General features: G+C 62.3%; 16 protein-coding genes. 13 read left to right on the forward strand and 3 right to left on the reverse strand.

Features of this window, described 5'->3' with window-relative positions:
* Window positions 1–35 precede the first annotated feature (35 nt).
* Together R4P65_RS05040 and R4P65_RS05045 are read right to left on the reverse strand one after the other, a co-directional pair.
* Entirely contained in the window at window positions 36–1,187 is a 1,152-nt protein-coding gene (locus R4P65_RS05040; RefSeq protein ID WP_317825675.1) for a magnesium and cobalt transport protein CorA, read from the reverse strand.
* Window positions 1,188–1,489: 302 nt separating this feature from the next.
* Window positions 1,490–2,107: a TetR/AcrR family transcriptional regulator gene (locus tag R4P65_RS05045; protein ID WP_230815414.1), complete on the reverse strand. Its 618-nt coding sequence runs from the start codon at window positions 2,105–2,107 to the stop codon at window positions 1,490–1,492.
* Window positions 2,108–2,207: 100 nt separating this feature from the next.
* On the opposite strand from R4P65_RS05045, the gene R4P65_RS05050 reads away from it, so the two are divergent.
* The 13 genes from R4P65_RS05050 to R4P65_RS05110 all read left to right on the forward strand — a co-directional run bounded on the left by R4P65_RS05050 (window position 2,208) and on the right by R4P65_RS05110 (window position 21,151).
* The gene (locus tag R4P65_RS05050) at window positions 2,208–3,122 is read left to right on the forward strand and encodes an SDR family NAD(P)-dependent oxidoreductase (protein ID WP_317825677.1); all 915 of its coding nucleotides are present in this window, start codon (window positions 2,208–2,210) and stop codon (window positions 3,120–3,122) included.
* A gap of 49 nt (window positions 3,123–3,171) precedes the next feature.
* A complete protein-coding gene (locus R4P65_RS05055) occupies window positions 3,172–4,773 on the forward strand; it encodes a PucR family transcriptional regulator (protein WP_317825678.1) in 1,602 nt (533 codons plus the stop codon).
* A gap of 145 nt (window positions 4,774–4,918) precedes the next feature.
* Entirely contained in the window at window positions 4,919–6,517 is a 1,599-nt protein-coding gene (locus tag R4P65_RS05060) for an ABC transporter substrate-binding protein (RefSeq protein ID WP_317825679.1), read from the forward strand.
* Window positions 6,518–6,732: 215 nt separating this feature from the next.
* Window positions 6,733–8,331, forward strand: a complete 1,599-nt coding sequence (locus tag R4P65_RS05065; protein ID WP_317825680.1) for an ABC transporter substrate-binding protein — start codon at window positions 6,733–6,735, stop codon at window positions 8,329–8,331.
* 227 nt (window positions 8,332–8,558) lie between these two features.
* A complete protein-coding gene (locus R4P65_RS05070; protein WP_317825681.1) occupies window positions 8,559–10,160 on the forward strand; it encodes an ABC transporter substrate-binding protein in 1,602 nt (533 codons plus the stop codon).
* A 65-nt stretch (window positions 10,161–10,225) separates the two neighbouring features.
* Window positions 10,226–11,239, forward strand: a complete 1,014-nt coding sequence (locus R4P65_RS05075) for an ABC transporter permease (RefSeq protein ID WP_230815408.1) — start codon at window positions 10,226–10,228, stop codon at window positions 11,237–11,239.
* Between the two features lies 1 nt (window position 11,240).
* Window positions 11,241–13,121 (forward strand): dipeptide/oligopeptide/nickel ABC transporter permease/ATP-binding protein, encoded by a 1,881-nt coding sequence (locus R4P65_RS05080; protein ID WP_317825682.1) that lies wholly within the window; start codon window positions 11,241–11,243, stop codon window positions 13,119–13,121.
* On the forward strand, window positions 13,118–13,909 hold the full coding sequence (locus R4P65_RS05085; RefSeq protein WP_003940215.1) for an ABC transporter ATP-binding protein: 792 nt from the start codon (window positions 13,118–13,120) through the stop codon (window positions 13,907–13,909). The genes R4P65_RS05080 and R4P65_RS05085 overlap by 4 nt, the downstream gene beginning before the upstream one ends.
* A complete protein-coding gene (locus R4P65_RS05090; protein WP_317825683.1) occupies window positions 13,906–17,265 on the forward strand; it encodes a serine hydrolase in 3,360 nt (1,119 codons plus the stop codon). Before R4P65_RS05085 ends, R4P65_RS05090 begins: the two co-directional genes overlap by 4 nt.
* Window positions 17,262–18,425 (forward strand): M20/M25/M40 family metallo-hydrolase, encoded by a 1,164-nt coding sequence (locus R4P65_RS05095; protein WP_317825684.1) that lies wholly within the window; start codon window positions 17,262–17,264, stop codon window positions 18,423–18,425. Before R4P65_RS05090 ends, R4P65_RS05095 begins: the two co-directional genes overlap by 4 nt.
* Window positions 18,403–19,224, forward strand: a complete 822-nt coding sequence (locus R4P65_RS05100; protein ID WP_317825685.1) for a GNAT family N-acetyltransferase — start codon at window positions 18,403–18,405, stop codon at window positions 19,222–19,224. The genes R4P65_RS05095 and R4P65_RS05100 overlap by 23 nt, the downstream gene beginning before the upstream one ends.
* Complete coding sequence (gene menC, locus R4P65_RS05105) at window positions 19,214–20,347, forward strand: o-succinylbenzoate synthase (RefSeq protein WP_214883164.1); 1,134 nt, start codon at window positions 19,214–19,216, stop codon at window positions 20,345–20,347. Before R4P65_RS05100 ends, menC begins: the two co-directional genes overlap by 11 nt.
* A gap of 123 nt (window positions 20,348–20,470) precedes the next feature.
* Window positions 20,471–21,151: a 3'-5' exonuclease gene (locus R4P65_RS05110; protein ID WP_230815402.1), complete on the forward strand. Its 681-nt coding sequence runs from the start codon at window positions 20,471–20,473 to the stop codon at window positions 21,149–21,151.
* Between the two features lie 31 nt (window positions 21,152–21,182).
* Here the strand turns inward: R4P65_RS05110 and R4P65_RS05115 are convergent, their stop codons facing one another.
* Window positions 21,183–22,610, reverse strand: coding sequence for an amidase (locus tag R4P65_RS05115; RefSeq protein ID WP_317825686.1), 1,428 nt, complete (start codon window positions 22,608–22,610; stop codon window positions 21,183–21,185).
* Window positions 22,611–22,723 lie beyond the last annotated feature (113 nt).

The raw sequence follows: 22,723 nt of genomic DNA on the forward strand, positions 1-22,723 counted from the left end.
ACAAGGCGCACAGCGCTTTCTACAACGAGTGCGTTCTACAGCCAGCCCCGACGCTTGAAGATCGTGTAGAGACTTCCACACGTCAGGAACATCATCGAGAGCGCAAACGGATAGCCCAAGTGCCAGTGCAGTTCCGGCATGTCGTCGAAGTTCATCCCGTACACGGTTCCGATGAGCGTCGGCGCGAAGAGAATTGCCGCCCACGCCGAGACTTTCTTGATCTCCTCGTTCTGCGCGTAGCTTGCCTGCGTCAGATTGCGCATCTCCTCGTTCTGGTTCTGCGACACCAGAGTTGCGTTCACCGTGAGGATGTTTCCGAGCAACTGACGAAATCCATCGGCTCGCTCCACCACCGTCGTCGCATGGTCGGTGACGTCGCGGAGGTAACGCTGGAGTTCTTCGTCCGTGTGGTACTTGTCGAATCCTGCCGACAACCCACGCAGCATCCCCAGCAGCGGACGAGTCGCCCGCTGGAATTCGATTACCTCACGGGTCAGTTCGTAGATGCGACGCGATACTCCGGGATCGCCGCTGAACACTTCGGTTTCGATCTCGTCGATGTCGTTCTGCAGGCCGGCAACTACCGGGGCGTACCCGTCGACGACTGCGTCGAGAATGGCGTAGAGAACGGCCTCGGTACCCAACCGCAACAGGTCAGGATCATTCTCCATACGAGTCCGCACCGCGGACAGATCCGGCGATTCACTGTGACGGACGGTAAGAATGAAGTTCGGACCACAGAAGATGTGCACCTCACCGAATTCGACCCGCTCGGTCTCGTCGCGGTACCGCGCTGCCCGCAGGACCACGAACAGCGTCTTGCCGTAGCGCTCGAGCTTGGGGCGCTGGTGCGCGACGATCGCATCCTCGACCGCCAGCTCGTGGAGGTCGAAATGCTGTGCAGCGGCATACAACTGGGCGTCGTCGGGCCGGTACATGCCGATCCACGCCATCGACTGCGAATCCGGAAGGCAGGACAGCGCCTCCGCCAGCGTCGACGGTGACGCTATTCGCTCGCCGTCGCGGTACACGCCGCTGTTGACGACGGTCGATTCGACGGGCGCCACCGCCTCGGGCGGGGCAGCCTTCACGACGGTGCGCGCGGCTCGCGAGTGCCCGGGATGTGAGTCACCGAGACCTGCAGAACGACGTGGCAGTACCGACCGTGAACGACGAAATTCGCGCATGCTGAACAGCTTTCGAGGGAAGAGTGAACGACGACGCTTGCTTCACAGCAAAGCCGAAGCCGATGAACACACGATGAAGCTGCAGCAAAATACCGGATCAACCCGGGCGGCTACAGCTTCAGTTGGTACTCGGAGGTTGGCCACGCATTACAGCCACACCTCCTCTTCCCTGAATTCCTGCGCAAGTCCGCGCACGACGCCAACATGCTACCGCGACTGTCAGGGCACGACAAACCGAACGACAAGCCGCAGGAAAGCACGAACCGGCCGGAGGAAACCCGCACGGTGAATGCAGCTTTCAGTCAGCTCGCTGCGCGCAATCCGCCGACCAAGAGCTCGACGATCTGGTCCGCCAACGACTCCGTCTCCGCCAACGTCTGCCCTTCACGCCTTCGGTACCAGAGGTCGATGCCGTTGAGACTGCTGAGGAGTACTTTTGCGGCCATTCGAGGTGAACCCGCACGAATCGAACCATCCGCGACACCTTCGGTCATCACGTCGACGAACAGATTCTCGTAGTCGAGCCGCAGCGAATTCAGTTCCACCAGGACTTGCTGCTGCCTCGGCTTGAGCGCCGAGTTCATCTGGCCCCGGACCCCCTGGTGGATCGTGTGGTGATATCCGAGATGTGTCATGAGATTGACCAAGTGGGCGTGCGACATCGCTTCGAGACGCGCAAGGCCGCTGTCTGCGCCGTCCATCCGAGCCTCGACCTCGGCGCGGAGCAGGCTCATCCCGCGCTCGTAGATTGCCAGGTAGATGTCGAACTTCGAACGAAAGTGGTAGTAGACAAGACCTTTGGTGGCGCCGATTCGATCGGCCAGTAAATCTACAGTCGTGGCCGCGTAACCGTCTTCGGCAAAGGCGTCGGCGGCGCTGGTGATGATCGCGGATCGCACGTCCGGAAGATCACTACTCATTCGACTTCCACTCCCGTTCACACTGCCTGCCAGCCCTTGACTGTTTCCACGCTATCGCATAGTAATACTGAGTAGTATCCCAGATCAGAGAGGTTTTCCAATGTCGTTGGATTTTTCCGGCAAGGTAGCGATCATCACGGGCGCAGGCGGCGGACTCGGCCGTTCGCATGCACTGGCCCTCGCCGCTCGCGGTGCCCGCGTCGTCGTCAATGACATGGGTGGCTCGGTCAACGGCAGTGGCGGCGCCGACACCGCAGCAGCCAAGGTAGTGGCGGAAATCGTCGAGCTGGGCGGCGAAGCCATCGCGGACCACTGCGACATCACCGATGCCGACGCCGTTGCCGCCATGGTTGCGACAGCAGTCGCCAAGTGGGGCCGCGTGGACATCTTGATCAACAACGCCGGAATCCTGCGTGACAAGTCCTTCGTCAAGGCCGAGCTCGACGACTTCCGCAAAGTCATCGACGTGCATCTGATGGGTTCCGTCATCTGTTCCAAGGCGGTCTGGCCGCACATGGTCGAACAGAACTACGGACGCATCCTCATGACTACGTCGGCATCGGGAATCTACGGTAACTTCGGCCAGGCGAACTACGGCGCCGCGAAGTCCGGCGTCGTCGGCCTGATGAACGTTCTGTCCATCGAGGGCGAGCGCAAGGGCATCCGCGTCAACTCGCTGGCCCCGACCGCCGCGACCCGCATGACCGAGGATCTCCTCGACGAGAAGACTCTCGCTCTGCTTGCACCCGAATCGATTTCACCCGGCGCGCTGTTCATGGTCTCCGACGATGCGCCCACCAAGACCATCCTCAGCGCGGGTGCCGGCGTCTTCGCGATCGCTCGTATGGAGGAGTCGCAGGGTGTGCACATCCCCGAAAGCGCACTCTCCCCCGAGGTCGTTGCCGAGCGGTGGGCCGAGATCAGTGACATGACGAATTCCGTTCAGGTACCCGCGGCATTCGATCAGACCCGCCGGTTCGTCGAGAAGGCTGTAGCGGAGCAGCCGACCAACTGAGCGGGGCAACCCGCCAACTGATCGACCATGCTCCCCCTAAGGTGTGGTGGTGACCACACCCACGGGAGTATCGATCGTCGACATCGTCGACAGACTGGGAATGACGTTCCTCAGCGGTGGCGACACCGTCGACGGCGCCCGCACTGTCAGTCGCGTGACCCTGCATGAAGGGTCCGAAGCTACGCAGGACAGTGCGGGCGCCGTCGTACTCGGTGCAGGTCTCGCTGGTTCGGCCGATATCGCAACGGCGGTAAGAGAATACGGCTCGGCGGGCGCGGTAGCACTGATCGTCAAGGAACCCCTGGACTTCGACGGACTCGTCAAGCAGGCGGTGGCCGACACCGACGTCGCGCTCCTCGGAATGGTCAAGGATGCGAGCTGGCTCCAAAGCGCGTCGTTGATCAACGAGATCCTCGAATCCGGCAACAACAGGGACCGCACGACGGCCGCCGACGCCGACCTGTTCGATCTCGCCAACTCGATCGCTCAGGTGATGAACGGCCCCGTCACCATCGAGAACCAGTCGAGTCGGATCCTCGCGTTCTCGGCGGATCAAGCCTTCGGCGACGAAGCCCGCAAGCAGAGCGTCCTCGGACATCAAGTGCCGCAGCACTATTCCGACCGACTCAGGTCCATGGGGTACTTCAACAAGATCTACGGCTCGGCTCTTCCGGTCTTTCTACCGGGTATCGGGCCGGGCATCAGACCCCGAGTCGGCATGCGAATACATGCGGCATCTCAGATCCTCGGTTCGATCTGGGTGATCTTGGATGAAGAGCCGAACGAATTGCAGGTCAAAACGCTCGTCGAGGCTGCGGGTGTGGCCGCCATGAGTTTGCTTCGCGCCAAACTGGCCGCGGATTCGGCACGACGACTGAGGCTGGGTGAGGTGATCACACTACTCAGTGGCGGTACTTCGGCCAAGGAAGCGGCCGAGCGACTGGGCTACGGTCGTTCGAAGGCAACCGTGCTGGCGGCCGGCTTCCGTGGCGGCGCCGGCGCGTCGTTGGAGGCTGAAGCCGACGTCGATCAACTGGCCCTGACACTCAATACCTATCTCCACCAGGTATTTCCGCTGTCGGTGGCGGCAGCGATCGGCGGCACCGTCTACGCCGTCATCCCCCACACCCGGCACCAGACCGACGACGACTACGTGCGCCGGATCGCGTCGGAGTTCGCAGACCGTTCCCGTTCGGAGAAGTCGGTGGTCATCGGAATCGGCGCGACGGTGACCGACGTGATGACACTGGAGAAGTCACGCGACGAAGCCGACAGAGCGCTTCGCGTTCTGAGGTCGACGTGGAATTCCTCGGGCCGGACCGTCGCGCGTGCCGACGACGTGCAGATCAATTCCCTGCTTCTACGCCTCTCCGACGCCCTGGCCGACGAGAACGAGACGGCGTCAGGTCCGCTCGCCGTGCTACGCGAATACGACCGTACGCACGACATCAACCTCGTCGACACTCTCCGCGCCTGGCTCGACACGTTCGGCGACATTCCGGCGGCCGCCTCCTTGGTTCACATCCACGTCAACACGTTCCGGTACCGCCTCAAGAAGCTCGCCGGCATCGCTGGGATCGATCTCGACGACCCCGAGACCCGATTCAGCCTGATGCTCCAGCTTCGTCTCTTCTATCCGGCGGTGTCGTAACGATCTACCAAATCTCACGGAACCTTCGTAAATTCGGACGATGCTCTCCTTCTTTCGTTGGGTGAAGATTCATGCAATCGTCTTTTGCTCCCCACTCGATAGACCGCGCGTCGCTCGGGTCGGGACTACATCTTCCGGAGGCACCATGAAACAACGGTCCTACGCACTACTGGCTGCAGCAACCGGCACCGTTCTTGCCCTGACCGCGTGCTCGTCGGGCGACTCGTCGGGTTCGGGCGGTGGGGAGCCCCTCACCGACGGCACCTTCAAATTGGCTCTCGTAGCAGACCCGGGTGCACTGAATCCGCTGATGACCGCCGCCTCGCCGGCACACCAACTGGCACGTTTGAGCTACGACTATCTGCTCCATCCAGATCCCGATACCGGTGTCACCAAACCGTGGCTCGCCGAAAAATGGGAAGAGACAACCACTTCCGCATCCTTCACCATTCGCGACGGCGTCACCTGTACCGACGGTTCCGCCCTGACTGCTCAGACTGTCGCAGACAACGTCAACTTCATCACCAACGCCGCAAACAAATCCGCTCTCCGCGGTGTGTACGCACCGGCAACTGCGAGCGCCACCGCCGACTCGGCGACGCGGACCGTCATCGTCGCGACTCCGGAACCCTCGCCGTTCTTGCTTCTCAACCTGGCGCGAATACCGATCATGTGCGAGGCCGGATTGAAGGATCCGACGGCGGCAAACAAGACGACCTTCGGGTCGGGCATGTTCCAGATGACCGAAGCCGTGGCGAACGATCATTACTCGTACGTCCGGCGCGACGGGTACAACTGGGGGCCGGACGGCACTACCTCCGATACAGCCGGAGTACCCAAGAATGTCGTCGCATCCATCATCACGAACAACAGCACAGCGGCAAACCAGGTGTTGTCCGGTGATCTGAATGCCGCAGCGGTTTCCGGCCCCGATCAGGACCGCATGAACGCCGCGAACTTGGATACCGTCAAACAGCCTGCTCCAGCGGGCGAGATGTTCTTCAACCACAGTCCTGGCAATCCGACGAGCGATCCTGCCGTACGCAAGGCTCTGGTCCAGGCTCTCAATCTCGACGACCTCGCCGAGATCTTCACGGCCGGTCGCGGAACCCGATCGACCACGATGGTGTCCATCGAACCGCGGGCCTGCATCTACGACTCTGTCGCCGGAAACCTACCGGACTTCGATACCAGTGCGGCCGCAGCAACTCTCGAGTCTGCGGGCTGGAAGGTCGGCGCGGATGGTAAGCGCAGCAAGGACGGCACACCCCTCCGAATTCGGATGGTCTACGAGACGTTCGGTGACGCGACCGATGCTGCCGCCGACGTCGCGGTCAACGCGTGGAACGACCTGGGCGCCACCGTTGAACTCACCAGTGGAGACTCGAACAAGATTCTCGATGTAGCACTCAGCGGCAAGGACAACACGGCGTGGGATGTCGCGTGGGAGCCGATCAACGTCGCGCTGCCCAGCATGTTGGTCCCCTTCCTCTCCGGTCCGGTGCCCGCTGTGGGAATGAATTTTGCGTCGATCTCCAACCCGGCCTACGACGCAGCCGTCGTCAAAGCCTCCGGACTGACCGGCGAGGACGCTTGTGCCGCTTGGGCAGACGCTGAGTCCGAGATCATCAAAGCAAACTCGGCGGTACCTTTTGCCGACAAGATCACGACTCTCTACTTCAACAATGCAGGTCTTGCATTCGGCCGCAATTTCATCGGTTCGGCCCTTCGCCTGTACCAGTAGTGGTTCGACGTCCTGCCCGTTCGACAACTGTGCATTGACGCTCAGAGTCGACCGGGTAGGGCGACCGTAATTCACTACGAAGAGTCTCCGAACTTTCGTGAATCGCCACGATACGACTGAGGGGTCGTCGCGTTAGTGTCGTCCAATCGTCATTCGTTCCTTGCCCGCCGCATCTGTTTTCGACTTGGGCCAAGGATTCTGCCACCGGAGGCTCCATGAAAAAACGTACTTGCGTCGTGCTGGCAGTCGCCGGCTGCGCGACCCTCCTCTTGTCCGCTTGTTCTTCAGGCGGGTCGCCCGGAGGTAACAACGGCCAACCCGTCACGGACGGAACATTCCGGCTGGCACTGTTCGGTGATCCAGGAGCGCTGAATCCATTGATGACCACGTCCACCTACGCCCACAGTCTTGCGCGTCTCAGCTACGACTACCTGATTCACGTCGATCCCGAAACCGGGGACGCCGGGCCTTGGCTGGCCGAAAAGTGGTCAGAGACAACCACTTCAGTCGACTTCACAATTCGTGACGGTGTCACGTGCTCTGACGGATCCGCGCTGACGGCCCGCACCGTCGCAGACAGCATCAACTTCGTCACCGACGAGACCAACGGGTCCGCTCTCCGCGGGGTCTACGTGCCTGCAACAGCAACTGCCACTGATGATCTCGCGGCCCGGACGGTGACAGTCACTACCCCGGAACCGTCCCCGTTTCTGCTCCTCAACCTGGCCCGCCTGCCGATCATGTGTGAGGCGGGATTAACGGATGCGGCAGCGGCGAACAAAACCACCATCGGGTCCGGCATGTTCCAGATGACCGAGTCCGTCGCCAACGATCACTACACCTTCGCCCGGCGCGAGGGCTACAACTGGGGACCGGACGACACGACCTCGACCACGGCCGGTCTACCGGAAGCCGTCGTCGCGTCGATCGTCCCGAACATGAGCACCGCCGCAAACCAACTTCTTGCCGGCGATCTGAACGCGGCACAGGTGTCCGGCGCGGATCAGGACCGATTGAACTCTGCTCCGCTGGATACGATCAGGCAACCCTTTCCGTCCGGCGACATGTTCTTCAACCACATGCCGGGCAATCCGACAAGCGATCCGGCGGTTCGGAAGGCTCTCGTCCAGTCGCTGAATCTCGACGATCTCGCCGAGATCTACACCTCAGGACGTGGCACACGTTCGAGCACGATGGTGTCCGTCGAACCACGCGCATGTGTCTACGATTCGGTCACGGGCAACGTACCCGACTTCGATTCCAACGCAGCGGCAGCAACTCTCGAGTCTGCGGGCTGGAAGGTCGGCGCGGATGGTAAGCGCAGCAAGGACGGCGCGCCGTTGCGGATCCGACTGCTCTACGAGGCACTCGGTGACTCGTCCGACGCCTCGGCGGATCTCGCGCTCTCCGCATGGTCGAACCTGGGCGCAACCGTCGAACTGATCAGCGGCGACGCCAACAAGATTCTCGATGTCGCGCTGAGTGGCAAGGACAACTCCGCGTGGGACGTGGCGTGGGAAACAATCAACGTTGCAGTGCCGAGCATGCTCGTGCCCTTCTTCTCCGGCCCCGTTCCGGCCGACGGACTGAACTTCGCGTCCATCTCCAACCCGAACTACGACGCAGCGGTAGCCAAGGCGTCAGCAGTGACCGGCGACGCTGCGTGCTCCGCGTGGGCGGAGGCCGAGTCGGAGATCGTCAAGGCCAATTCGGCGATTCCGTTCGCCGACCAGATCACCACGCTGTACTTCTCCAATTCGGGGCTCGCCTTCGGACGCAACTATGTCGGCTCCGCTCTTCGGTTGTACGAGTAACCGTGCTGCAGCGACCGGGGAAATCGTTCTGTCTCGCCGGTCGCTGTCCGCATACGGACAGGTATTCACTGATCGCGCCGATTTTCGTGGGAGCGGACGAAAATCGACCCGATTTTCGTGAGGATCAACAGAGATGCGCGTCACGTCATGCGCCAAGATTTAGCAGTCAACACTCAATCGCGCCCTCACGTTTTTCGCTCGGGCCCCAGCTCCATCCCGGAGGCACCATGAAACACCGCTCCTATCCAACACTCGCGGCAGCCGCAGGGCTCACGCTCGTGTTGTCTGCTTGCGGCTCGGGAGGCACGTCCTCGGGCGCCAGTGGCGGTGAACCGGCCACGGACGGGACTTTCCGTTTCGCCTTGCAGGCTGATCCGGGCGCACTCAACCCGATCATGTCGGCCTCTCAGGCAACCGCCGAGTTGTCTCGATTGGCCTACGACTACCTGATCTACCAGGATTCCGATACCAGCGAAGTCGGACCGTGGTTGGCGGAGAAGTGGGAGGAGACTCCGACCTCTGCGTCCTTCACCATCCGCGAAGGTGTGACCTGCACCGACGGATCGACGCTGACTTCCCAGACCGTCGCGGACAACATCAACTTCGTGGCCAATCCGGACAACGGTTCACAGTTGCGCGGGTCCTCCGTTCCGACCGGTGCCACAGCAACCGCCGATCCGGCAGCGCGCACCGTCACCGTCACCACTCCGGCGCCGAGCCCGTTCCTGCTTCTCAACGTCGGTCGACTGCCGATCCTGTGCGAGGCCGGGCTGAAAGATCCGACAGCATCGAACAAGAAGTCTCTCGGCACCGGCATGTTCGAAGTCACCGAAGTCGCCGCCAACGACCACTACACGTTCGAGCGTCGTGAGGGTTACAACTGGGGCCCCGACGGCACCGCTTCCGATACCCCCGGCGTCCCCAAGACGGTCATCGCCGCCATGGCACCGAACGTGAGCACCGCCGCAAATCAGCTTCTCTCGGGTGAACTCAATGCAGCTCCGATCGGAGGGCCAGACAAGGACCGCGTCGCGGCAGCCAATCTGGACTCGGTTGGCCGGCCGGTGCCTGCAGGCCAGATGTACTTCAACCAGATCGCCAGCAACCCCACCAGTGATCCGGCAGTGCGCAAGGCGCTGATCCAAGCGGTCAATCTCGACGACCTCACTCAGGTCATCACCGCAGGAAACGGGGTCCGGGCCACCAGTCTCGTCGCCGTCGAACCGCGCGCCTGTGTCTACGACTCTGTCGCAGGCAACGTTCCGGACTTCGACCTCACAGCTGCAAAGGCAACACTGGACGGCGCTGGTTGGACTGCCGGCGCTGACGGCAAGCGAAGCAAGGATGGCAAGCCGCTCAATCTCCGCCTCGTGTACGACGGCACCGACGATCCGCGCAACGCGGCGGCCGAACTTGCTCAGTCGGCATGGTCCGAACTCGGCGCAAACGTCGAGGTGACCGGGGGTGACTCGAACAAGATCATCGACGTCATTCTGAGCGGCAAGGACAACTCTGCCTGGGACATCGCCTGGGTCCAGGTCAACTCCTCGCTGCCCAGCACCTTCACCGCGTACTTTGCCGGGCCGGTTCCCGCAGCAGGCAAGAATTTCGGATCGGTCAGCAACCCCGCCTACGAAGCAGCAGCCACCAAGGCTTCCGGTCTGACCGGTAGCGACGCTTGTGACGCTTGGGCCGACGCCGAGTCGGAGCTCACCAAGACGATCGCGGCCGTGCCCTTCGCCGATTCCGTCATGAATGTGTACTTCAACAAGGCCGGACTCTCATTCGGTAAGACGCTCACCGGTTCTGCGTTGCGTCTCTACCAGTAAGTCGTTTTCCCGCTCAGCATCTCTTCCCGCCCTGCATCTGTTCCCGCCCTCCGGAAAGACAGCCCATGAGTCAAACTATTGAAGCCGCGAAACCAGAAGCGGCGCCTCAGGCTCGAGCAAAGTGGCTCGAGTCCGACAGCTGGCCTGCATATCTTCTGCGTCGTTTCGGCACCTTCGTGATTTCACTCTGGGCGCTGGTGACTGCGGCGTTCCTGATGCTCCAACTGATTCCGGGAGACCCGGTTCGGTTGGCACTGGGAATGAACGCACCGGTCGAACTGGTCGAGACGACGAGGTCTCAGCTCGGTTACGACCTTCCCTTGTGGCAGCAGTACTTCCGATTCATCGGCGGTTTGCTGAGCGGGAATCCCGGTGACTCGATCACCTTGAGGACTCCGGTCTTCGAGGTGATCGCGTCCCGCCTACCGGCAACACTCGAACTGGCTGTACTCACAGTCGTCACGGTGTTGGTACTGGGCATTCCGATCGGCCTCATCTTCGCTGCACTGACCCGCAACGGTAGACGACGCGGAGTCGAGATCGGTTACACCGCAACGTCGGGAACCATCGCCGTGATCCCCGAGTTCATGTTCGGCACGGCATTGGTCTACCTCTTTGCCGTCACGTTCCCTGTTCTTCCCGTCGCCGGCCGCGGCGGACCGGAAAGCTACATCCTTCCGGTCGCGGCCATGTCGATCGGTGCCATCGCCTCGATGTCGCGCATCGTCCGTGCAGAGGCGCTCGGCGTGTTGGACATGGATTACATCCGCACGGCGCGCGCCAAGCGAATGACTGTGGCACGAATCTACTTCCGTCATGCAATGCCCAACCTCTTGACATCGACGCTGACGCTTGCCGGACTCCTCTTGGGTGCACTGATCGCCGGCACCGTGCTCATCGAGAGCATCTTCGCCTGGCCCGGCATGGGCATGGCGCTGGTCAAGTCCATCACCGAGAAGGACTACCCGCTCGCCCAGACACTGGTCGTGATCTACGGCGCCATCGTCCTTCTCATCAATTTCATCGTCGACGTGGTGCTCGCTCTCATCGACCCACGATCCACAATTCGGGAGAACTGAGTTGAGCACCTCACCTACGGCCCCCACTGCGGCCCCCAAGACGCCTCCGCGACGACACTGGATTGTCGGAACGTTCCGCACCCCACTGGGAATCCTGGCCCTCACCTTCCTGACCGCTCTGATCGCCCTCGTCATCTTCGGACCGATGATCTGGGGTGACGCCGCCGTCGCGGCCAACCCGAAGGCACTGTCTCAAGGACCGAGTTCCGAGCACATCTTCGGTACCGACGCGGGCGGGCGTGACGTCTTCGCGCGCACGATGACGGCCGCGAGGCTGTCGGTAGTCATGGCGCTCGGAGCCGTAGCACTCGGTGTGACACTTGGCCTGATCCTCGGTACGCTCCCGACGCTCGCTCCCCGGTGGGTCGGACGAATGGTCGTGGCATTCCTCAACTTCGCCATCGCGTTCCCCGGTCTCCTTCTGGCCATCTTCCTGTTGGTCGTTCTCGGACAGGGTGCTGGCAGCGCAGTGATCGCCATCGGTCTCGCCCTGGCCTCCCCGTTCGCGAGGTTGACGTACGCGCTGGCTTCGTCGGTCAACGGACGCGACTTCATCGACGCAGCACGCATCCTCGGAGTCACCAAGCCCGGGTTGTTGTTCCGCCACATTCTCCCCAACATCCGTGAACCACTCATCGTCAACGCCAGCATCGCCGTCGGCAGCGGTCTTGTGGTCTTTGCCGGACTCTCGTTCCTCGGCTTGGGCATTCAGCCACCCGCGTTCGACTGGGGCCGGATGCTCAACGAAGGTCTGTCGAAGATCTTCGTCAACCCGGCAACCGCACTTGCGCCCGGCGTCGCCGTCGTGCTCGCCGGCTTGACCTTCACGTTGCTCGGCGAGGCTATTGCCCGCGGCGCGGGAGTTCGCAGCCCGATCAGCAGTCGTCTGCCGAAGTGGAAGCCGATCAATGCACGTACAGCTCAGACGGATTCGACGCCCAGCGACGAAGACGCGGTACTGACCGTTCGCAACATGTCCGTCGCAGTTCCTGCCGGCGGCGACTGGCGCCGGCCGGTCGACAACATCAGCTTCACCGTTCACCGCGGCGAAACCGTCGGCATCGTCGGCGAATCGGGTTCCGGAAAGTCGCTGAGTTGCATGGCGATCGCGCAGCTCACCGATTACCCCACCGTGGTCGATGCCGGCCTCATCGAATTCGACGGCACCGTGTTGATGAAGGACGGCAATCGACCGGACAACGCGGCCTCACGCAAGGTTGCCCGTCAACTCGGCACACGCATGGCGATGGTGTTCCAGGATCCGATGTCGTCCATGAATCCGTCTCTCAAGGTCGGATACCAGGTCGCCGAGATCGGTTGGCTCCACGAAGGTATGAGCAAAGCCGACGCGAAGAAGGCGGCAGTCGAGCGACTGAACGCCGTCAAGATCCCCGACGCTCCCAGGCGTGCGAAGCAGTACCCCCACGAGTTCTCCGGTGGTATGCGTCAGCGCGCGATGATCGCCATGGGTCTGATGGGCAAGCCCGCTCTGATCATCGCTGACGAACCCACCACTGCGCTCGACGTGACCGTTCAGCGTGAGGTCCTCGGACTGCTGCACGAGGTTCGCGAAGAGACCGGCGCCGCAATCCTTCTCATCTCGCACGACATGGCCGTCATCACCGGCATGTGCACCCGCGTCCTGGTCATGTTCGCCGGAGAGATCGTCGAAGACATCGCAGTCGACGACCTGGTCGCCGGACGCGCACGACACCCCTACACCCGCGCGCTGATCGCCGCGGTCCCCACCATGACCACCGATCGTGACAAGCCGCTCGCCACCGTCGACGAAGCCTGGCAGGTGGAAAGTCTCGACGCCGAGGAGAGCACCGCCGACATCGAGTTGGAAGAACTGTTGGCTGTTGCAGAGGAGATCCGATGAGCAGGCTCGAATTCCGTGACGTCAACGTCCACCTCGGTAGCGGTTCGAAAAAATTCCACGCCGTCAAGAACATCAATCTCGACATCCCCTCCGGATCGGTGGTCGGTCTCGTCGGTGAATCGGGCTCCGGAAAGTCGACACTCGCGCGAGCAACTGTCGGCCTGGCCGAGCCCAGTTCCGGCCAGATCCTTCTCGACGGCGTGGACGTCGCTCACGCCCGCGGCGCGACGGCTCGTCTGCGCCACCGGATCCAGATGGTCTTCCAAGATCCGTACTCGTGCCTCGACCCGCGAATGACCATCGGCCAGTCACTCGCGGAAGCGCTGCGGTCCACCGAGCGTCGTGACAAAGCTCGCCGCAGCCGCGGTGACCGCGCGGCCGAGGTGGCTCGGCTCCTCACCACCGTCCAACTGCCGGTGGAGAAGGCGCACGAATACCCGTCGTCGTTGTCGGGTGGTCAGCGCCAACGTGTTGCTCTCGCGCGGGCATTGGCTGCTGCACCAGCGGTCCTGCTTGCCGACGAAATCACCTCTGCCCTCGACGTATCCGTACAGGGCGCCGTCCTGAATCTCTTGGTGGATCTGCAGAAGCAGCTGGGTCTGACGGTTCTGTTCGTCAGTCACAACCTGGCGGTGATCCGCTACGTCTGCGATCACGTCGCAGTCATGCTCGGCGGCGAGATCGTCGAACACGGACCGGTTCTCGACGTGATCGATTCGCCCAAGGAGCCGTACACGGCAAAGCTGTTGTCCGCGATCCCGACCTTCGGGGAGCCGATGTTCCAATGACAACGCCGACCACTCTCGACTCCCCCGCTGCCGTAGCCCGTGCCGAAGAACGTCGTTCGGCGAGAATCCAGGATTACGCGTCCGTGGTTACACCGACCAGCATCACCGTATCGGCGTCGGGACGCATTGCATACGTACGTACCGAAGCGAATCCGGCCGCGGATACCAACGAGCACTCGATCTGGTTGGCTTCCCCGCAACTACAGCTCACCGCGGGACCTGCCGACACCTCGCCGGCTTGGCATCCCGTATCCACGCTGTTGGTCTTCGTTCGGCCCGATTCCTCGGGCACACAGCAACTGTGGAAGGTCGATGCCACCGGCGGACCCGCCGTTCAGATGACCACCGCGGAACAACTCCCGCTCGGTGCTGGGGCACCGGTGTTCTCTCCCGACGGTGCTCGAATCGCCTTCAGTGCCCCGGTCGACCGCACTGCCGCCGGATCGTCACACCTCTTGGTGGCGAAACGCCTCAACTACAAGGTCGACGGATCCGGTGTCCGGGGCAGCGTTCGGGCGCACTTGTTCGAGTTCGATCTGGCCGCCGGCTCGCTTCGGCAACTGACGGACGGCGATTGGGACGCTTCGCATCCCGCGTACAGTCCCGACGGCACCGAACTTGCTTTCACCGCGACGATGGACGGCGACGCCGATCTGACGCGTGCGAGTTCCGCCTGGACCGTATCGCTGACGGATCTCGCTTCCGCTCCGCGGATGCTGGGGCACGCACGCGGCATCGTCGGACCACTTGCGTGGACACCTGCGGGCGACGCCGTCGTAGCAGTCGGTTGGCAAACGCCGATCATTCACAACAACGAACTTCTTGTCCTGCACCGCGACCAGCGAGTGGAAGATCGCAGTCTGACATCCGAACTCGACCGAAACGTCATGCCTGGCGGGACCGGTTATCCCGGTGGCGCACCGCGTTTCACCGCCGACGGCGCCATCGTCTTCTGCATCCGCAACCACGGCTCCACCGAACTGCACAAGGTCGATTTCGGATCAGGCTCCGTCTCACCACTTCTCACCGGAGAACAGACAGTGGTCTCCGGTCTTGCCCTGACGTCCGGGAAGGCCGTCGTCGCGCTGGCAACGGCGACGTCCTTCGGTGAGGTCGCCGTCATCGACCTCGAGACTCGCGCAGTCGAAACCGTCACCGAATTGAACACGGAACTGACAACCGCCGTCGCGTTTCCAGTCGCCTCCGAGCGTTGGTTCGACATCAGCGACGGCACCCGTGTTCAGGGTTGGATCCTGCGTGACCCGAACGTCACGGGCGCCGGTCCGCTGGTTCTGGACGTCCACGGCGGACCACACAATGCCTGGACCGGTACGCCCACCCCGATGCACGCGTACCACGCGGAACTGGTTGCGCTCGGATACACGGTCTTGATGATCAATCCGCGAGGAAGCGACGGCTACGGCAACGAGTTCTTCGACGGTGTGCGTGACGGTTGGGGTGAGGCGGATCGCGCCGACCTGCTCGAACCGGTCGAAACCCTTGTCGCCGAAGGGATGGCCGATCCGAAGCAACTGGTGCTCACGGGCTACAGCTACGGCGGTTTCATGACGTGCGCCCTGACGTCCGTCACCGATCGGTTTGCCGTCGCAGTCGCCGGCGGCCTTGTCTGCGACATTGCGAACACGGCGGGCCCGTCGGACGAGGGCATCTTGCTGCAGACGGTCGAATTCGACCCGCAGTCATCTCGGGTGCAGGAACTTTCGCCGCTGGGGCGAGTCTCCCAGGTGACGACACCGACCCTGATACTTCACGGCGGTAGCGACGTCCGCTGCCCGGTCAACCAGGCAGAACAGTGGTTCGGTGGACTGCGTTTGGCCGGCACCCCGACCGAACTGGTGGTCTTCCCGGACGCGTCGCATGCCTTTGTATTGACGGGTCGGCCCTCCCACCGTCTGGATTACAGCACTCGCCTCGTCGACTGGATCGAACGTCATCTCTCGCCTACGCCGACACTGACCACGGTCGATCCCGACTACTGGCAGTACCGACTCGACACCCTGAGCGCGAAGTACGGGGTTCCCGGTGCCTCGCTGGGAATTCTGACCACTACCCGCAGCGGTTTCGACCGCACCGTGGTCACGTCCGGTGTCGTCAGTACCCGCACCGGTGTCGCGGCCACTCCCGACACGTTGTTCCAGATGGGTTCGATCAGCAAAGTCTGGACGGCCACCCTGATCATGCAACTCGTCGAAGAAGGGCTGCTGGACCTCGACTCGCCTGTCCGGAACATACTGCCGGACTTCGCAGTTGCCGACACGATAGCCACCGAAACGGTCACGACACGCCACCTGTTGACTCATACCAGTGGCATCGACGGTGACGTCTTCATCGACGGCGGACGCGGCGACGACTGCGTCGAGCGATACGTCGCAGCCCTGTCATCGACGGTGCAACTCTTCGCCCCCGGCACCGATTGGTCCTACTGCAACACCGGCTTCGTCATCGCCGGACGAATCATCGAGGTTCTCCGAGGTAAGAGTTGGGACGCAGTTCTGCGCGAGCGGATCATCGAGCCGCTCGGCCTGACCAAAACCACGACTCTGCCCGAGGAGACGGCACTGCACCGCGCCGCGGTCGGACACGTCGGCGGCGCCGACAATCTCGAGCAGACACCACAATTCCTCATCCCTCGTTCGATGGGCCCCGCTGGCCTCATCAACAGCACAGCCGAAGATCTACTCCTGTTCGCGCAAGATTCGATGCGCGAGAATCCGGTGCTGCTTCAGCGTTCCACTCACCTGGCGATGCTCGAGGAACGCCGCCAGATCAGTGACGTGTCGTCTGCAGACGTGATGGGAACTACGTGGCTGCTGCACAATTGGGGCGGGGTACTGGCGCACGGCCACAACGGCGGAACTCTCGGCCAGCAGTCGTTCTTGCGGGTGGTCCCGTCGTGCGGCATAGCGGTAGTCCTGATGGCCAACGGCGGAGCGATGGACGCTCTCTCGGGCGATCTTCTGGCTGAAGTGTTCGGTTCCATCAGCGGCGTCGCCGTGACACCGGCATTCTCACCTGGTGACCCCCACACCCGCAACACGTCCTCGCCCGAGGAACTCGATGCGCTGTGCGGTCTGTACCGCGATGCTGCCGCCGATTTCGTCCTGGAACGGACCGGCAGTTCCCTGACCGCCCGCCGCACCGATCACATCGATCCTTCGCTCAACGCCGAAACGGCAGAGTCCGTCTCTCTCAGCTTGATCGAAGTTCACCCTGGAGTATTCGCGACCCAACTACCTCAAGCAGCGGGTTGGATCCGGATCACTTTCTCCGACAACGGGAGTACACAATTGTTACACGTCGGAAGCCGCGCATATCCGCGAGTGAACAACCGATGACCGTTCTCCGCGATATGGCCGAGCGCCAACTTCCTCAAATCCTCGAGGACGCCATCGCTCTCATCGAAGTCGAGTCGCCGTCCCACGATCTCGAAGCTGTTGCCCGTAGCGCGAAATGGACATCAGACCTTGTCCACGAACGACTCGGCGTTACACCGGAGTCGATAGTGAGCGAAGGCCGAACCCATCTGCTGACCCGTTTCGGCAGCTCACCGACGCGGCTGATGCTGCTCGGTCACCACGACACCGTGTGGCCGATCGGCACCCTGACGCGCCTGCCCGCAGCCGTCACCGACGGAGCACTTCGAGGTCCGGGTGGCCTCGACATGAAACTTGGTGTCGTTCAGGCAATCCACGCCCTCGCCATCGTCCGAGAGTTGCACGGAGATGATGCACTCGACGGAATCACACTCCTCGTGACCGGTGACGAGGAAATCGGTTCACCCACGTCGCGGTCCCTCATCGAGGAACTTGCTGCGGGCGCGGTGCTCGTCCTCGAGGCCGGCGGCGACGGCGGTGAACTCAAGACCGTCCGCAAGGGAGTGTCGCTGTATCGGATCCATGTTGCCGGCCGCGCTGCGCATGCCGGGTTGGAACCGGAAAAGGGCATCAACTCGGCAGTCGAACTGGCTCGTCTCGTGATCGCGATCAACGACTTGTCCTCTCCCGCGCAGGCAACCACCGTCACGCCGACCGTCATTTCGGCCGGAACCACCACCAACACGGTTCCGGCAGAAGCATTTGTCGACGTGGACGTGCGCGCAACCAGCGCAGCCGAGCAGGAGCGGGTCGATTCGAATATCCGAGCCCTGCAGGCAATCCACCCCGAAGCCGTAGTAACGGTCTCGGGTGGTGTCAACCGGCCTCCCCTCGAAGCAGCGATGTCCGCACCGTTGCTTGCCTTGGCGGAACGTGTTGCGCTCGAGCATGATCTGACTCCTCCCGTCGGCCTCGCCGTCGGCGGAGCCTCGGACGGAAACTTCACTGCCGGCATCGGCATCCCCACCCTCGACGGCCTCGGTGGCGTCGGCGGCGGTGCACACGCCGAGACCGAGCATGCGCTCGTGTCCGCTATCGCCCCGCGAACGGCGTTGGTTGCGGGCCTTATTCGTTCGATCACGTCTGAAGGGGGCCCTCGTGTCGAAAAGCAAAGCGGTTGAGTTTCGAGAACTGGTCGACAATCGCGAAATAGCCGATCTATCCGCCGTTTTCGATGAGATCTGGGCCACCAGTCCCGGACCGGCTCATTTCGGCACGGCGATGTTGGTTGCGCTTCATCACGGTGGTCACTACGTGGTGGGAGCCTTTTCCGAAGGCGAAATGATCGGTGGTTGTGTCGGATTCTTCGTCGAGCCTCTCGGCGAGGTTCTACACTCACACATCGCCGGAGTACTACCGGGACACGCAGGCAAGGGAATCGGCCGCGCCCTCAAGCATCATCAGCGAGACTGGTGCATCGAGCGCGGTGTCAGGACGATCCGGTGGACCTTCGATCCACTGGTCGCACGAAATGCATATTTCAACATTCAGCGTCTCGGTGCCGCACCGACCGAATACAATCCGGATTTCTACGGGTCGATGGCAGACGGCATCAACGCAGGCGACGCCAGCGATCGAATGCTCGTAAGTTGGGATCTCGATGTCGATGAATCTCCGAGTTCTGCTGTGGCCGTGAATGATACATTCAAGGTGCTTCGACCCACCGAAGACGGTACGCCTCGAATGCTCCCGATCCCACCCGACTGCATCGATATCGCAGTCGGAATACCCAGAGACATAGAGCATCTGAGAACAGTCGACCGCGCCTCTGCCTTTGCCTGGCGACACGCGCTTCGCGAGTACCTCGAACCACTGATCGCCTCGAAAGAATGGCAATCGACCGGCTTCGACCCCAGCGGCTATTACATGTTCACGAAAATCTGCGAGACAACCGGAGAAGAGCAAGTCCATGCACATTGAGTCCGTCGAATTGCGCGAACTGCGCATCCCTCTCGTCTCCCCCTTCACCACGTCATTCAGCACCCAGCTCGAGCGCAACACCCTCGTCTTGAAGGTGAGCGGCACCACCGACGGCCCCAACGGTCCGGTGGAGACTGTCGGCTGGGGCGAGTGCGGCTCGCTGAGCGATCCGTACTACAACTCCGAATACACAGCTGGTGCGCGGGCGATGCTTCGCGAGTATCTCGTTCCGACGCTACGTAAGTCGCAGTCGGATCAACCGCTCACCGCCGAGACTGTCGGCAGCGTACTTCACCACATCGTGGGTCACCAGATGTCGAAGTCGGCTATCGAAATGGCAATTCTCGATGCTGAACTGCGCGCTCGCGGACAGTCGTTCGCTCGGTACCTCGGTGCCACTCGCACGCGGGTTCCGTCCGGTGTATCCGTCGGTATTCAGGACAGCATTCCGCAGTTGCTCGAGACCGTTGGCAATTACCTGTCGCAGGGTTACGTGCGAATCAAGCTGAAGATCAAGCCGGGCTGGGACATCGAACCTGTCGCAGCAGTGCGCAAGGAGTTCGGCTACGACGTCCCCTTGCAGGTCGACGCGAATGCCGCGTACACACTTGTCGACGCGCAGCTGCTGCGTCGCCTGGACGAATTTGCACTGCTCCTCATCGAACAGCCGCTGGCCGAGGACGATTTGGTGCAGCACGCCAAGCTTGCCCAGTCCCTCTCGACTCCGATCTGCCTCGACGAGTCGGTCGAGTCGGCCAAGGATGCGGCGGACGCCATCACGCTCGGCGCCGCTTCGGTCATCAACATCAAGCCGAGCCGTGTCGGTGGATACCTGGAAGCCAAGCGAATCCACGATCTTGCCTCGGCGCACGGTATTGCTGTGTGGTGCGGCGGAATGCTCGAGACCGGAATCGGCCGCGCCGCCAACGCAGCTCTCGCGGCGTTGGACGGTTTCACGCTTCCGGGTGACATCTCGGCGTCCGATCGCTTCTACAAGGAAGACATCACCGAACCGTTTGTCATCGAGGACGGCCACATCGCCGTGCCCCAGGGACCGGGCTTCGGTGTGACTCCGCGTGAGGACGTCATGGAGCGCTTCACCGTCGGAACCGAAATTCTGTAGTTTTCCACTGCGTCAGCTGCAGTCACCTCCGCCTTCACCCGGCGGAGGTGACTGTTTGTCGTTTGTGTCGGTAGGGCGGTGCATAGTGATTCGGACATGATGTACCGCACCGAAAGGCCCCCGATGAGTAGCTGGTCCGATCGCCCGATCTGCGCGTTCGACCTCGAAACCACGGGACGAGATCCGTCGACCGCTCGTATCGTCAGTGCTTGCGTCGCGGTGATCGACGGTTCGAGTGTCGAAACACGCACGTGGCTACTCGATCCCGGCGTCGACATCCCCGCCGGCGCCTCGGCCATTCACGGCATCAGCACCGAGTTCGCGGCGCAACACGGCCAGAACTACTCCGAGGGCTACGAAGAGATCCGTGAGGCTCTGCACAATTCCTGGGCGCGCGATCACGCTGTCGTGGCGTTCAACGCGTCCTATGATCTGACGGTCATGCATGCCGAGGGTCTGCGCATCGGCAAGCCCGCCTTCGTTCCGGGGTTGGTCATCGATCCGTACGTGATCGATCGCGCCATGGACACCTTCCGCAAGGGAAAACGAACGCTCGCGGCCGTGTGCGAGCACTACGGGATTTCCCTCGAGTCGGCCCACGAGGCTGAGGCCGATGCCAAAGCAGCGGCAGCGTTGGCCCGCGAGCTGGCCGTGCGGTTCCCTGACATCTTGGGGCTCGATCTCATGGTCGATCAGGCCGATTGGCACGCCGAGCGCCAGCGTGATTTCGCCCAGTATCTTCTCAGCCAGGGGAGAGACGTGGCAGATGTGAACGGCCAGTGGCCGATTCGCATCATCGCCTGACGCCCTCCCCGGCTCGAACAACCGAGAGCGACTACACCGGGACCGGCGGCCACACCGGCGCAATGGACCACGGACGGGCCGTTTCGAGCTGCGAGGCCACCTGTATCAGCAAATCTTCACGGCCGAACGCGCCGACCAACTGCACGCCGACGGGCACACCGGCCGAGTCGTGCCCCATCGGCAAGGAAATCGCAGGCTGACCGGAACTGTTGAACGGACTGGTCAAACCGCTGTATCCGGCCGAGTGTTCCCAGATCGACATGGGATTTGCCGTATCGAGCAGACCGAGCGGAGCTGCCGGCCGAGCCATCGTCGGTGTCAGCAACAGGTCGTGATCGACAAAGAACGCACCGATCACCTGGGCTGCCCGCTCGAGTTCCTGCAACGCTGTGACGACGTTCGTCGCAGTTTCGGACTTCGCGCGGTCGTAGATCATCCGGGCCATCGGCTCGAGGTCGTCGTCGCGGATTGCGCGGTTCAGGACCTCGAGTCGTTCGTCGACCTCGATCGTCATCGGAACACCCATCAACACGGAGAGGCCGGCAGTAAGCGCATGGAGCGGAAAGTTCGGGGTACCCTCGGTGACATCGTGACCGAGTTCTTCGAGCAAGCCGGCGACACTGGTTGTGACGGCCGCACACTCCGGATCAACCGGAGTGCCGTCCGGCAGCACGTTGCTCAGACCAATCCGCAACCGCCCGGGATCCGCACCCACTTCCTCGACGTACGGCCGCTTCGGCGCCAGGATCACGTAAGGATCGCCCACAGTCGGTCCGGCGGAGAGATCGAGAAGCAGCGCAGTGTCGCGGACACTTCGGGTGAGCGCGTGATGAACACTCATCGGCGACGAGAAGAGCGTGCGCGCCGGTGCCGTCGGAGTGCGTCCGCGGCTTGGCTTGAGGCCTACCAAGCCGCAGGCAGACGCGGGAATACGGATCGATCCACCACCGTCGCTGGCATGTCCGCCTGGCACGATCCCGACGGCAACAGCTACAGCGGTGCCACCCGAAGATCCACCGGGCGAACGATCAAGTGCATACGGGTTGCGGGTGGGCCCGAACAGCGCAGGTTCGGTACTCGCGTTCTTGCCGAACTCCGGGGTGTTCGTCTTGCCGATGACAACCAGACCAGCCTGACGGTAGCGCTCGACGAGCGTCGAATCTTTTTCTGCCACAGCGTCGGCGAACAATCGAGATCCATTGGTGCTCGGCAATCCTGCGACGTCCATGCCGAGGTCTTTGATCACGAACGGGACGCCATGCAGTGGACCTTCCGGCAGGCCGCCTGATACCTCGTTCCGCGCTTCCTCGCGCCGCTCACTGATCACTGCGTTGACTGCAGGGTTGCGCTCGTCGAGCCTCTCCAGGCTGAACTCGAGGACTTCCTTGGCGGAGACGCCGCCGCTCTTGATTGCTTCGGCCAGACCGGTCATGTCGTTGTTGTCGAACAAATCCTGCATCGATGCCCTCATCACTCGTGTAGAACTCTGCCGGTAGTGAGGTCCGTCATATCAACCGGGACGGCGACGCAGTTCCGAAATTCCGCTTGGCGGGACCGATCAGAGAATCAAGC

Source organism: Rhodococcus sp. IEGM 1318, assembly GCF_033142465.1.
GTDB classification, from domain to species: domain Bacteria; phylum Actinomycetota; class Actinomycetes; order Mycobacteriales; family Mycobacteriaceae; genus Rhodococcus_F; species Rhodococcus_F qingshengii_B.